The organism is Alteromonas sp. G4i13 (assembly GCF_054960505.1).
On the sequence record NZ_JBHNYX010000014.1, the window covers coordinates 43,598 to 57,121 of the forward strand.

The 13,524-nt window shown below is 45.4% G+C and carries 13 protein-coding genes; 2 read left to right on the top strand and 11 right to left on the bottom strand.

What is annotated here, in order from left to right:
- Positions 1-127: 127 nt before the first annotated feature.
- Both yacG and ACFI6J_RS08870 read left to right on the top strand, forming a co-directional pair.
- The gene (yacG, locus tag ACFI6J_RS08865; RefSeq protein WP_014980027.1) at positions 128-355 is read left to right on the top strand and encodes a DNA gyrase inhibitor YacG; all 228 of its coding nucleotides are present in this window, start codon (positions 128-130) and stop codon (positions 353-355) included.
- Positions 356-574: 219 nt separating this feature from the next.
- Positions 575-1,447 carry an aspartoacylase gene (locus ACFI6J_RS08870; RefSeq protein ID WP_283627300.1) on the top strand — a complete coding sequence of 291 codons (873 nt, stop codon included), beginning with the start codon at positions 575-577 and terminating at the stop codon, positions 1,445-1,447.
- A gap of 87 nt (positions 1,448-1,534) precedes the next feature.
- On the opposite strand, the gene ACFI6J_RS08875 is transcribed toward ACFI6J_RS08870, so the two are convergent.
- The 11 genes from ACFI6J_RS08875 to ACFI6J_RS08925 are packed head-to-tail and all read right to left on the bottom strand — an operon-like array spanning position 1,535 to position 13,252.
- On the bottom strand, positions 1,535-2,824 hold the full coding sequence (locus ACFI6J_RS08875; protein ID WP_239300627.1) for a methyl-accepting chemotaxis protein: 1,290 nt from the start codon (positions 2,822-2,824) through the stop codon (positions 1,535-1,537).
- 9 nt (positions 2,825-2,833) lie between these two features.
- Positions 2,834-3,202, bottom strand: a complete 369-nt coding sequence (locus ACFI6J_RS08880; protein WP_014950410.1) for a response regulator — start codon at positions 3,200-3,202, stop codon at positions 2,834-2,836.
- A 16-nt stretch (positions 3,203-3,218) separates the two neighbouring features.
- A complete protein-coding gene (locus tag ACFI6J_RS08885; protein WP_462556137.1) occupies positions 3,219-3,953 on the bottom strand; it encodes a ParA family protein in 735 nt (244 codons plus the stop codon).
- Complete coding sequence (locus ACFI6J_RS08890) at positions 3,950-4,207, bottom strand: hypothetical protein (RefSeq protein ID WP_101565584.1); 258 nt, start codon at positions 4,205-4,207, stop codon at positions 3,950-3,952. The genes ACFI6J_RS08885 and ACFI6J_RS08890 overlap by 4 nt, the downstream gene beginning before the upstream one ends.
- On the bottom strand, positions 4,198-6,828 hold the full coding sequence (locus tag ACFI6J_RS08895) for a chemotaxis protein CheA (RefSeq protein ID WP_462556141.1): 2,631 nt from the start codon (positions 6,826-6,828) through the stop codon (positions 4,198-4,200). The genes ACFI6J_RS08890 and ACFI6J_RS08895 overlap by 10 nt, the downstream gene beginning before the upstream one ends.
- On the bottom strand, positions 6,825-7,199 hold the full coding sequence (locus ACFI6J_RS08900) for a response regulator (protein ID WP_110288242.1): 375 nt from the start codon (positions 7,197-7,199) through the stop codon (positions 6,825-6,827). Before ACFI6J_RS08900 ends, ACFI6J_RS08895 begins: the two co-directional genes overlap by 4 nt.
- A gap of 1 nt (position 7,200) precedes the next feature.
- The gene (locus ACFI6J_RS08905; RefSeq protein ID WP_462556145.1) at positions 7,201-8,055 is read right to left on the bottom strand and encodes a CheR family methyltransferase; all 855 of its coding nucleotides are present in this window, start codon (positions 8,053-8,055) and stop codon (positions 7,201-7,203) included.
- The gene (locus ACFI6J_RS08910) at positions 8,048-8,689 is read right to left on the bottom strand and encodes a HEAT repeat domain-containing protein (protein WP_014950416.1); all 642 of its coding nucleotides are present in this window, start codon (positions 8,687-8,689) and stop codon (positions 8,048-8,050) included. Before ACFI6J_RS08910 ends, ACFI6J_RS08905 begins: the two co-directional genes overlap by 8 nt.
- 14 nt (positions 8,690-8,703) lie before the next feature.
- The gene (gene cheB / locus ACFI6J_RS08915) at positions 8,704-9,741 is read right to left on the bottom strand and encodes a chemotaxis protein CheB (RefSeq protein WP_075176903.1); all 1,038 of its coding nucleotides are present in this window, start codon (positions 9,739-9,741) and stop codon (positions 8,704-8,706) included.
- A 19-nt stretch (positions 9,742-9,760) separates the two neighbouring features.
- A complete protein-coding gene (locus tag ACFI6J_RS08920) occupies positions 9,761-11,308 on the bottom strand; it encodes a chemotaxis protein CheW (protein WP_462556149.1) in 1,548 nt (515 codons plus the stop codon).
- Positions 11,309-11,344: 36 nt separating this feature from the next.
- Positions 11,345-13,252 carry a methyl-accepting chemotaxis protein gene (locus ACFI6J_RS08925; RefSeq protein ID WP_039227964.1) on the bottom strand — a complete coding sequence of 636 codons (1,908 nt, stop codon included), beginning with the start codon at positions 13,250-13,252 and terminating at the stop codon, positions 11,345-11,347.
- Between the last annotated feature and the right edge of the window lie 272 nt (positions 13,253-13,524).

Here is a 13,524-nt window from a genome sequence, read left to right on the forward strand (position 1 = left end):
GACCTGCTGACGTGTGATGTACCGCAAAGATCAGCAGGCCAGAGTCTTTAATTTATTGTTTCCCGTCTGCGGTAGTATAAGCAAATCGCAAACTTCGCCGTTTAGACGTATTTCACTGGAGTAAATAATGGAAGTGAAATGTCCTATTTGTGCCAAGCAGGTTGTTTGGGCACCAACAAGCGAATATCGCCCTTTTTGCAGTAAAAAATGCCAACTTATCGATTTAGGTGAATGGGCCGCTGAAGACAGAAAAATAGCCGGCAAGCCTGCAGAAGACGCAACGCCCAAGCATATCGATGTTGAAGAGATAGAGGCGATGCTAGCACAGCAAACAGATGACTTCTTTAAGCACTAATACGCGCTGTCTTTCCCCACAATTTGGCAAACACCAGTATTTAGGTAAATTCCACTAAGACGTATTCTCGTACAAAGCGCAGTGGTGTAGTATCGGTTTACTTGATTTCCAAGTCGTGGGTAGATGCGCAGACAGCGAACGTATTAATTCATCACAATATTACTCAATAGCTCGCTGCGCAGCCTTCCTCATCCTCAACCTATACAAAAAGGAACATGAATGTTTAATTCTATCGCGCTTGTTGGTGGTACTCATGGAAATGAAACCAGTGGTATTCAGCTTATTCGAAACTGGCAACAGTTTGGGCTACCTTCGCGATTTAATGAGCTAAATGTTTCGTTAAGCATCGCCAATGAAGCGGCCATTGCGGCAAACGTTCGTTTCGTAGACGAAGACTTAAACCGTCAGTTTACCTTTGAACGTTTATCGAATAACAATTCTGCGAAAGAAGCTGAGCTTGCTAAGGCTCTTAACCAACAGTTAGGGCCTAAGGGTGATTCGAACACAGATTTTGTGATTGATATTCACAACACCACCAGCGAAATGGGTGCTACGCTTATCATTTTGGAAGCGGATGAATTTCATATTCAGCTAGCGCGATACGTAAAGCAACAAATGCCAGAAGCCAACATTTTGGTAGAAGACGAAAAGCCCTACCTTGAACATGGTTACTTGTGCACCACTGGTAAGAAAGGCGTAATGATAGAAGTGGGTGGGCAGCCACAGAGCGTATTAAGAGAAGATGTTTACCTTCTAACACAAACCATGGCTGAAGCAATATTGGATTTTTGTGCCGCGTATAATAAAGGGCAAATCAGTACTGACGCTTTGCCTGCCTGTGAAGCTTTTCGTTTAGGCGATAATGTGTCTTTTCCGTTAGATGCTAATGGAAAACGTACTGCCATGATCCATCATTCACTGCAAGATAACGATTTCAAACCTCTCATACCTGGGGCACCTGTATTTCGGACGTTTGACGGCAAAGATATCGTGTGGGAAAACGAAACTGAAACCTACCCGCACTTTATTAATGAAGCCGCTTATTTCAAACTGGATGTGGCATTTGCCACCGCTGAACGAATAATGCTTTAAGCGTAAGTTATCTTGTTATTTGAATTACCAGCAAAAGAATAACAAAAGCACAGTCAGAAAGGCTATTGGGCCCTGATGGGCCCTCAGCTAAAAGAGTTCTATTTTTGGCTCTCGCGCCTCTTCAAACTCATTTTTCTCTTCTGGTGAAGATTCATTGATGTCAAAGTGGATTTTACGCTGATCTTCCATAACGTATTTTTCAAACATTTCTTTCGTGCTTAAATTAAAAGACTCGTCAAAATGTTCGCGATTATTGATGTAAGACGAGAATTGTCCGAACAGGCTAACAATGGCATCTTGCTCTAACTTCACGTGTTCGGTGCGCTGGCGAATAATATCTTGGAATTGAATCTTGGCTATTGCACCACTCACTTTAGACGCCACTTCTGTCGCGCTTTGTGAAAAGCATGCCAGCATTTTGGGATTGAGTTCTTCTAATACCCGATAGTGGCTCGTAATGTTTTCTAACGATTCAGAAAACCCCGTTAATAGTTCACACGTATCGTTAGCACGCGTTGAATTAAGCATTTTCTCTCCCTGATGATGCGCGGCATCAAGAGCGGACTTTATACCGGATTCTATTTTTTCAGCCGCTTCTGAAGACTGGGAAGACAATATACGTACCTGTTCTGCTACTACCGCAAATCCCCTTCCGTATTCTCCGGCTCTAGCTGCTTCGATAGCCGCATTTAGCGCTAACAAGTTGGTTTGTGAAGCAATATTTTTAACCAGTTCCGTGAGCTCTTTAAGGTTCTCAACTTCACGCATTACCCCTTGAATCGCTTCTGTATCTGCGATTTGCTGTTCCCGCTGGGTGCTTATCATGGCTTTAATACTCGATAAGCGCTTTGCAGCCAGCTCAAACTCATCGGCGCTTTTTTCTTTGCAGCTAAGCGCGTTCTTTTGCCCTAACTCAACGTTATCTATACTGTCTTGAATGCTACTTTCAATTTCGTACAGCGCCTTCATCAATTCCATCGATGCATCTTCTGTGATGGCGCTTATGCCGTCCATTTGGCCTTTGAGGATGGCTACATATTCACTGACTTGAGCATGTGTTTCGTTGAGTTGATCAGAGGTTTCTTGTAAGTAACTCTCCTGTTTATTAAGACTGGCTTTGAATACGCTTGTTTGCCTATGCGAATACCATGTAATAAAACTCAAGAAACCCAGTATTGTGGCAACGGTACCTGCTTGCCCATTTAATAGCTGTGGCGATATATTCAACGAAATTGCCATGCTCAATATAGACACACCAACCAAACCGCTCCAGAGTAAAAGTGAGTCCTGAACTTTATTCGTCTTATCCTTAAGCACTTTAAACTTCTCAGCGAGTACCAACTCATAATACTGCTTTGTTTTTTCAAGTACTTTCATAATCTAACCTTATGCAGTTGGCACCAACTGCTTTACTACACCTAATAACTGCTCTGGCTCAACAGGCTTAACAAGCCAACCTGTCGCGCCCGCCGCTTTCGCTTCTTCGCGACGACTCTGTTGAGATTCAGTGGTTAACATCAACATAGGGGTGAACCTGAACTTAGACTGCTGTTTCAACGTTTTAATAAGCTCTATGCCGTTCATACCTGGCATGTTTAAGTCTGTGATAATTAGTTTAGGACTGATTGATTCAAGGGCTGTCATAGCCGCTTCCGCACTCTCTGATTTTGTGACCGTATAGCCCGCTCGTTTTAATAACATTTCCATGCTCATTAACATGGTGGCCGAGTCATCTACTAAGTGTATTGCGCTCATTGCATTACCTCTCGTGTTAGCCAATTAATTGTTTACATAATTCAGTATAGTCATGTGCGCCACGACTGTTAGGAGCATAGGCAAATACAGGCTTATTCTCTGCAAATGCCTCGGCGAGTTTGATGCTCTTTCTAATGGGGCTTAGCACTTTGCTTCGTCCATAGCGCCCGTACCAGTTACTTAACTCCTGTCTGTGCAGCTTTAAATTTTGTTCTACCATGACAGGTAAAATAGTGAGTTTAGTTGCTCTAAACTTTCGCTCTGCCATTGCATTTCTGCACGCATTGAGCAGTTTCTGAACACCGTCACTTGCAAGTGGAAGGGGCGTTGCTGGAATAATAATGTCGGTCGCTGCCGATAGCGCAGCCATAAGCTGCGGGCTCAATGTCGGCGGTGTATCAATAAGAACAATATCGAAATATTTCGTTACCGCTTCCGAGTCGCACCAGTTACGCAATACATCTAGCGTGATTTCTTCATTTGTATTCGCATTACAAGTATCAACATCGGTGGCATATATGTTGTCAGCGCACTTCACAATAGAGGTAAAGAAGGTGTTGAGAGGCAGTTCAGTTATATCGCTTTGTTGAACGCATCCTAGTGCTTTTAAGCCATGCATAACATGGCCTTGATTATCAAGATCCAACACAATGACCCGTTTATTCGCTTGTGCGAAGCCATAAGCAAGATTTACCACCGTGGTGGTTTTCGCCGTACCGCCTTTGCGATTAGCTACCGTGATCACTCTCATTCGAACCACACTTTACTCTGCTTGTTTTGCATCATTTCAGTCAGCCAATATAGTGCATCGGCTTCAGGCCACACGCTCACTTTTGGCTTCTTAGCTAGCAATACCTGATACACAGCAGTATGTGCGCTACCTAAGGCTTTTAAATTAACTTGTCGGGCAGTCTCTTCATTCAACCAAGCAAAGAGCGTTTCAGCTTCTTCTATTTCACAGTGCCCGGTCATGACCGCGACTTTCTTTTTGTAAGCTATAGGCATTTTGCTAATACCTCTTGAACGTTGATAATCAATAACACACGCCCGTCGCCAAGCAGCGCCGTTCCCGAGAAGTGAGCGTATCCGGCCAACACGCCTTCGAGCGGTTTTTGAATAACGTCAATCCCTTCGTGAAACTTATCAATGATTAGTCCAAACTCTCCCTGAGGCGTTGATACCACAAGAATTGAATGCTCTTCCCTTTCTTCGGCTGCTTCGAAACCTAATGCTTCACGCAAGTCACAAAGAGGTATGAGCTTTTCGCGGATAACCAGTACGTGTTCGTTGCGAATACGCTGGATATCGGCAGTGGGCACTTTGACAGTCTCAACGACGGCATCCATTCCAACGCCAAACATTTGGTCGTTCACTTCGAACATCATTACTCGGTTCACTGACATGGTTTGGGGCAGCAAGAGTTTGAAAGTACTTCCTACTCCCACTTCGCTTTGCATTTCGATCGTGCCGCCAGCCTGGCTAACCATTGTTATTACCGCATCCATTCCAACGCCGCGCCCAGATAAATCTGACACTTGCTCAGACGTTGAAAAACCAGCGGCAAAGATTAACTGTAGCGCTTCATTATCATCCAAGTTTTCAAGCTGCGTTTCGCTGATAACCCCTTTTTGAAATGCCAAAAGCTTTATTTTTTGAGGGTCAATGCCTTTACCATCATCGCGAATCTCTATGATTACGCTATCATCAAGCGGCGTTGCGATGAGGTCGATGCGACCTACTTCAGGTTTTCCTGCTGCAAGCCGCTCTGCAGGAGACTCTATGCCGTGATCTATGCTATTTCTTAGCAAGTGAATAAGCGGTTCAGATAAGGACTCAATTAAATTTTTGTCAAACTCGGTATCTTCCCCCTGCATACACAACTCGATTTTTTTATCGAGCTTTCTGGCTAAATCCCGCACTAAGCGAGGGTAGCGTTGAAATACGTGGGAAACAGGTACCATACGAATCTGAAGCACTGCACTTTGGAGCGATTCTGTTAATCGGTTAACAATGGAAAAATGGGCTTTGATTTGCTTACTGAGCTTTCTACTGCCTCCCTCTTCTTCTGCCTGCTTTGCAAGATAAGGCAGAGAATTTTTGGCAACGGTTAGCTCGCCAACAATGTCCATTAAGTAATCTATTTTTGACTGATCGACCTTGAGCATTTTCACCGCTTGGCGTTCAGCTTTTACAGGAGCAGCTGTGTCTTCTGTCGTTTCTTGTGCGTTAGCTTGCTGTGTATTAGCTGGCTGTGTAGCCTCAGCTGTCGCGTCATTCGACGTTTGTTGTGCTTGCTCGTCATTTGCTTGCGCTTGAATTGTTTCCTCATCTAACGCATTACTAATGGCAACCGCCAGCGCGTCCTCATTTTCAAACTCAGCGCCCAGAATATTACCCACCAGCCCTGCGATAGAAGGAAACATGAACTCAGATTTATAGTTATCCGAATTTAGTAATGTGAGCTGTTGTGTCAGCATTGCTCGTTCATGCAACGCTAAGGTTTTTGGCTTAGACGCTTCTCTTCTCGAGTCTCTTGCTTCGTTTGTCGAACTATTACCGACTTCAGGAGACGTATTCATATTAGTGTCTTTACCTGAACATCCATCCTCTCGGATTTCGTTATCAAGAAAACTCAAATCGTCGATTGAAGATAGCAGGCTCAGCACAGCTCTATTAGCGCTGCCATCTTCGCTGTCGTCAAAGTTCAGTGAGGCAAGCAGTAGTCCAGCGCTAGCATGCACTTGGTCTATGTCTGTGTCATTCAGGGCACTGTTCAAGGTTTCGTCGTCGATAGTCTCGAGGCACTTTTGAATTTTACCGGTGCATGCAGCTTTTAAGGCTTGAGTGGTAAAACTAACGCAAGAGTACTGCCCCTCGTAATACGCCATATGCTGTTTAATTTCATCTTCGCCGGCAACGCCAAGCGCTTTGATTGAAGTGAAACAGTTATAGATATCTGCATCTTCGCCTAATTCGGGCATTTCAATATTAAACGCCTTTATTCCTGGTAAGGCTACGGTGACATTTATTGGGTCTTCTCCGCGAAAGAAGCAGCCTTCGTCGGGCGTGTACTGAATAAAATAGCAGTCTGGGCCAGTCGCTTTACAAAGTAGGTCTAAGTCAGCGTTTCTACCAAAATTGGCGATCAGTGCTATGTGCTCTTCGCTTAGCGTTTGCGGGTCAGCTATTGGGCTTTCGTTGTTAACGGTGGCGCTGCTTTCATCGACTTCACTCGATGCTGTCGGGTCGATAAAGTGTTTTAATTGAGCACTAAGCTGTGTCGATATTGGTTTCCATTGCTCAACGTTCTGGGAACCTACTTCGAGCTCGTCGAACCATATTGAAATTTGGTCTAAGGCTTCAAGCAACAAATCGCCTATATCATCGCTGTAGGTGACCTCGTTAGACCTTACACTATCAAGCAAATCTTCTGCTGCGTGAGCCAAGCGAGTCAAAGGTTTAATATCAAATAAATCAGAAGAACCTTTAATGGTGTGCAGGTCGCGAAAAATTTTGTCCACACGCTCAGAAGCTGGGCCCGACGATTGAATTTCTAAAAGCTCTTGGCTCGCCGACTCTAAATTCTCGCGGGACTCGCCAATAAACACATCAAGTAATTCACTCATTGGCTTCCCCCCCCAATCACTGCACTTACTACTGACTTCAACGTGTCTGCATCCACAGGCTTCGTCATGTAATAGTTTGCCCCACATTGATAGGCTCGCTCGGCATCTTGATTAGCCGACTCGGTACTTATCATGATAATGGGGACCGCACGTAGTGCCTCATTGAGCCGTATTTCCTTACATAGCCTATAACCGTCCATCTTTGGCATGTTCACATCAACAAGGAACAAGTCCACATTTGTACCTATAGCTTTCTCAAGCGCTTCTACACCATTCTCCGCCTCTTCGATAATTCTGTCTGGCGAAGTCACCAGCATTTTGTGGAACATTCTTACCGTAGAGGCATCATCAACAATCATTACTGTTTTCATGTTATGCCCCTCCTGTAAGTGGCTTCTGGTAAGCAATCACATCACCGAATTTGCGTACTTTAAACATAGACGAAATACGGCTCATAGATTCGCTGTGCCCTAAAAAAATGTATCCACCTGGTTTCATCGCATCAAAGAGTACCTGCGCCGCCTTCTTACGCGATTCATCATCAAAATAAATGAGCAAGTTTCGGCAAAAAATGAGGTCAAAATGCCTAAACTGCTTCATATTATTTGCGGATAAAATATTCGAGAGCGTAAAGGATACGGACTCACGTATGTCATCACTAAGCTGGAATTGCCCATTGATTTCTTTGAAATACTTCTTCACCAGCGGGAGCGGAATGTTCTGAACAGAGCGCTTGGAATAAAGCCCCTTTTTTGCTGATGCCAGCACGTTGCTGTCAATATCAGAAGAGATGAGCTCTACATCTCGGTGCGCCAACCCTTTCCAATACTCGATAAGATATATCGCTATTGAGTAAGGCTCTTCGCCCGTACTCGAGGGTACTGACCAAATGCGTAAATCTTCTCCGGCAGGACGATAACCGTCTAACTCATCCATTATTTCTCTTGTCATCGCTTCAAATTGATATTCTTCGCGAAAGAAATACGTTTCGTTGACAGTCATTGAATTCACGAGGTTTTGAAATTCTTCACCTGACGCTTGGAATCGCATGTAAGTGAAGTAACCTTTAAAGCTCGTATGACCTGTAGCCTTCATGCGTTCATGGAGACGTTTGTCTACAAAATAGCGCTTCGAGTCTTCGAAGTGGATCCCGGTTTTTCGGTAAAACATAGAGCGAAACCGTTCGAAATCGGCAGCACCTATTTTTTCTAGTGCTACACTATTCATCGGCGTTTCTCACTTGATTACGAATTAGTGAAATAACAAACTGAATGTAGTTATGATTCGGAAATCGGCTTTCAACAGTTTGCAAAATATCCAAAGTAGACACATCAGCAATTTCAGCCAGTTTGTCCAGTGCAGTACCCACAACGTTTTCATTGTCGTCATTTAGAGCGAATTGGTGCAGCCAGTTCACTGCATCTATGTGAGCAACCGCACCTATAATGTCTACGCAGAAAATACGGGTGTCAGGGTCCTCGTCGTGCATGAGTAAATTGACATTCGCAGCAAAAATATCAGGGTTTTGCTGCATAAGCTCAATAGCCCCATTTCGCAATTGCACGTGTTCGCTTTTAAGCATGGTAATAACCTGCGAGGCATGACTTTGAGTCATATCATGCTCGAGCGCACTAAATAAAGCCTCGATCACTGTTGGGTCATCTTCTTGTGGCAATCGATATATAAAGGCGTCGTGCGCATCTTTTTGGCCACTCAAATCTCTTACTGCCCACCGGCGCACATCACTGTCGCTCGAGTTTAGGTCGCTAATGAGTTGCTCTTTCGTTCGAGGGTGTTCGCGCTTTTCCTCAAAGTCATCGGAAACATCGGCAATAGGTTCTACTTTCTTCTTGAGACCCATAATTACTTCTCCTCTTAACGACAAAGCGCGTTCAATTTAGATGCGACTTTGGGACTATCTAGTACGAAGCTGGCGCAACCCGCTTCAATAAGCTCTTTTGGCATACCGAAGACAACTGAGGTCGCCTCACTCTCTGCGATCGTTGTCGCACCTTCTTTAAACGCTTTGCTCATAGCGGCAACACCATCACACCCCATTCCGGTCAGCTGTACGCACAGCATTGAAAGTGGCTTGTAGCAGTTAAGTGCGCTGTCTACCATACGATCCACACTTGGATGCCACAGAAAACTTGGGCTTGATGGCACAGGGCGCGCTGAGACTTCACCGCCGGTTTTTGAGAAGGCAAGATCAGCATCCCCCTTTGCAAGATAAACATTGCCAGCCTTTATGGGCATCTTCGCATTCACCTCAACCACGTTGAGCGGACTGATTCCGTCCAAGCGCTTAGCCAGCGCACTGGTGAAAGAGGCTGGCATGTGCTGTGAAATAACGATAGGAATCGGAAATGCGGGGCTTAAGTTAGCTACCAGGTGTTCAAGCTTTTTGGGACCACCAGTGGAAACGCCTACCAGAACGACTTCAAAGGGTACGCTCGTTTTGTGGCGAACAACTTTTTGTGTCACGACTGGGGGCGGTTTAATTGTAGGACGCTGTGGTTTGCCAGTTTTGGCTAGGGCGTGAATTTTGTTTATTAAAGGCGCCTCTAAATCTGAAATATCCCGCGAAACAGTGCCCCCTGTTTTTAACACAAAGTCACTTGCGCCAAGCGCGAGTGCCTCTAGGGTAATGGTGGCTCCCTTTTGCGTAAGCGAAGACACCATGATAATAGGACAAGGATAAAGTTTCTTGAGCATCGCCAGACACGTCATGCCATCCATTACCGGCATATTAATGTCCAGTGTTATACAGTCTGGCTCGAACTCTACAGCTTTAGTTAGCGCTTCTTCGCCGTTACGTGCTACTTGAACAATAAAGCCCTCTTTCTCGAAGAGTTGCGTGAACAGCTTTCGCATTAACGCGGAATCGTCGACGATAAGTACTTTTACTGTCATAAATAACCTCGAATATTAGCTAGCATTGCTCTTGAGCTTTAGATACCGCATTGTCATCGAGCAAGACTTTAGGCTCGATAATTTGAATAATGCGTTTTTCATCATTCAGCTTAATCAGGCGGTTTAAGAACTCAGATTGCATCTCAGAAAGAGAAGGCGCTTCTTCAATAGTCTGTCTAACGACGGTCTTCACTTCGGCAACACCATCAACGATGAACCCGGTACGCTGTTTATCTTTAGTAAGAACAACGATGCGCTGACGTTCTGACGTTTCGCTGCACGGCATACCTAAGCGGCTGCGCAAGTCGATAACCGGCAACACCGTACCGCGAAGGTTAACAATGCCTTTCAGGTAATCTGGCGTACTCGGCACACTTTCAAGCTTCTCTGGTACTCGCGTAATCTCTTGGGTATCGTCAATGCTTACGCCGTATTCTTGCCCATTAATCCAAAAGATAACGTATTGCTCGCAGTCATCTTCATCAATTGCTAAATCGTTGCCATCATTCATTTGAGACTCCTGCTGAATATCGGCATCAAGACTGGTTAAAGCGCTCATCAGCACACGGCTGTAGATGTTAGAAAGGTTGATAATAGACACCAGGCGTTTGCCGCCATCGCTGCGGTAGACCGCTTCAAGCAGCCCCGATTCCGCGCCGTCATTACATACCGAAGGAACAGATTCCAGTTCAGCTTCAGAAATAGACACCACATTACTGACTTTGGCTACCACAAAGCCAACGCTACCAAACTCACTGTTTTGCGTTACTACAATGCGCGATGCTTCGTTAATTTCAGTGCGCATCATGCCAATGGAGTTCGACAAGTCGACAATGGGAATGATACGGCCGCGCAGATTGACCAGCCCCAAAACAGAAGGTGCACTGTCCGGAAGTTGCGATATCTCTGCGGGAACACGCACAATTTCTTCTACGTCTTGAAGGTGAAATGCGAACTCTTGTTCCTCTAGTGAAAAGCACACTAACTGCTGTAAATTCTCGTCCTCTTGAGAATCTTCAGGCGCATCGTTATCAATATGCTGCATTCCCGACAGCTGCATAGTATTGCCATCTTGCTTGACGACTGCCTGTGCTTTTGCAAGCGCAGAAACATCAAGGATTTGCTCTACAGGCTGGTCGCTTTGTTTAATGATGCCCTGCATATAGTCGTAGGCGATAGAATCCGTCATTGAGGTTTTATCGATAACAGCATCGCTGCTAACACTGTAGACGCGCAGTACTCTGTCTACCAGAAATCCTACGCTACCAAGCTCAGACTCCACTACAACTACGCGGGTAACGTCACTCTCTTGTGACTTCGCTCCAAGTAAGATTGTGCTTAAGTCATACACGGGCAATACGTTCCCACGTAAGTTTGCTAAGCCAATCATTTGTGCGGGACCAAGGGGGACAGACACCATAGTCGGTACGCGAATGATTTCGCCCACCGCAAGCATAGGAAAAGTAAAACGCTCCTCGTTGACCATGAAGGACACGAACTGTTGTTCACCACCTGACATTGGCTCAGTTTCGTTTGCGGTCTCGTTATTCGTATTTTCGTTACTCATGAGGCAAGCTCCTCTATTAGACACAAGCGCTATCGATTAGCCGTTTTGCATTTCGTCAGCCACTGAAGCAATTTCTTCAATGGACTTGGCCAACACTTCCATGCCTTTACTTTGCTGGTCTGCTGCGTTAAGTGCCTGCTGACAGTTACTGCTCGCTTGCTCATTTGCCGTCGCAATTTGCTCTAGTCCCCGCTGGGCCTGTGTAACACCCGCGGCAATTTCTTCACCCCGCTCTTTCATTGCCTGGTTATATTGCACAACTTCGTCGATATCGGTCGCAATTTGCTCGACATCTTGCGTAGTTTGCTTCGCTTTCATGACCTCTCTAGATGCACTTTCAGCAACATTAGTTAAGTCTGTTTTTACGCTCATTGTCTGGTCTTGAATGGCTTTGATGAGGTCTTTTATCTGCTCTACATTTTCAGCAGCTTCATCTGCTAGGCTTTGAATATCTGCAGACACGACCGCAAAACCTTTGCCATACTCACCTGCTCGCGCCGCTTCTACTGCGCCGTTTACTGCCAACATGCTGGTTTTCACTGATACGGTGGTAATAGTGTCGATAACCTTGTCTATTTGGCGCGTCATAACTTCCATCTCACTGATAGCACTCACATTTTCTTTGCTAGTTTCAAGGGCCAGATTTATGCCGCTAACCATTCCCTCAATCAGCGCACGGTTTTCTTTAAGTAATCCAGTAATAGCATTGCCTTTCTCTAACGCTACATCACACTGCGCAGAGGCTTTATCAACACCTTCTCTTAACAGGTCGATATTTCCGACGGCTTGGTCGACAGAGCTTGCTGCCTGCTGCGAACCGTTATTCACTTGAGTCAACGCCGTCATTATTTCACTTGATGAGCGATTGATTTCTTCGAGGGTTGCTGACAGCTCTTCAGCTGACGATGCCACCTCTTCTGCGCTCTTGTTAATGTCTGTGCTGTTTTTAAGCTCTTCGGTAATTATTTCTAGTGACTGTGCAGCCTGTTCAGCTTGAGACAAAGCAACACTCTGCTCAGAGACATTAGATGACACTTCCTGGGCAGCGGTTGACTGCTCGTCGGCAGCACACGATATTGCTTCTGAACCAGTTTGAATTTCTTTAGCCGCTGCATCCATCGATTTGACTTGTGCCTGTAGTTCACCCGCACCGTCAGCAATGCTCTGCATGTCTGATTTTATGGTGATAAGTTGCTCGGTAACCGCTTGGCCTTTGGTCACTTCCTCAAGCGCCGCTTGCGATGATGATTTAACGGCATCAGAGACACTGTTAGATTGCTGTTGAATACGCTCTATCTGCTTAGCTATATCTGCAGCACTTTTGTCTGACACTTCTGCGAGCGCGCGAACTGTATCGGCGACTACAGCAAATCCCTTTCCGTGCTTACCAGCCCGTCCCGCTTCAATAGCAGCGTTAAGCGCTAGCAAGTTCGTCTGATCGGCAATGCGGGTCACTTGTTTGACAGCTTCGCCGATGTTTGATGCTTGTTGCTCTAACTCGCTCATCATTACTACAGAGCGTGATTGATGCTCAGATGCGGTTTTAACGCTGGTCATCATGGTGCTTAAATCACCGACAACGCGTTCAAGATAGGTTTGAAGCTCGTTGGTTTTGTCCATTGTCGAGCCTGCCAATTCAAGCTGTGCAACAAGACCACCTGAAATCTGTGTGATAGCCGCTAAGCTTTCTTGGCTTGCACTGCTCGATTCCTCGGCGCCTGCTGCAATTTCGTTAACTGCAGTGGATAACTGATCGGTTGCGCTTGAGGCCTGATTTATACCACTTGCTAATTCAGTCGTGGCGGAAGCAACGCGCTCTGCAGCTTGCTGCTGCCTCGCGAGTGTTCTTGCTTTGCGGCGCTCCTCTTCCGCTTCTTTACGCATCTTTGCATCAACTCGCACTGCTGGTGCGACTGTTTGTTCGGTAGATTTTTTGAGCGCCATAAGTAACCTCGATTTGTGAATGGCTGTAAAAACACTATTCAAATATCGTTGAGAACCGGGCGCATTAATGTATTAAACGAAATACGTTTGTATGGAGAGGGGTACGTTGTTTCCGTAGAAACATAATTCAACGGCAAAATGGCGCAAATGTCGTAAATGACACTTTTTTACATATCAATATAAAATCAAAAACTTATATACGTGTGTTCTAGAAAGATGATGCTAGCGACTTTGTCAAAGTACAATAGTCTAATGCGCTTTTGGGGATTGAG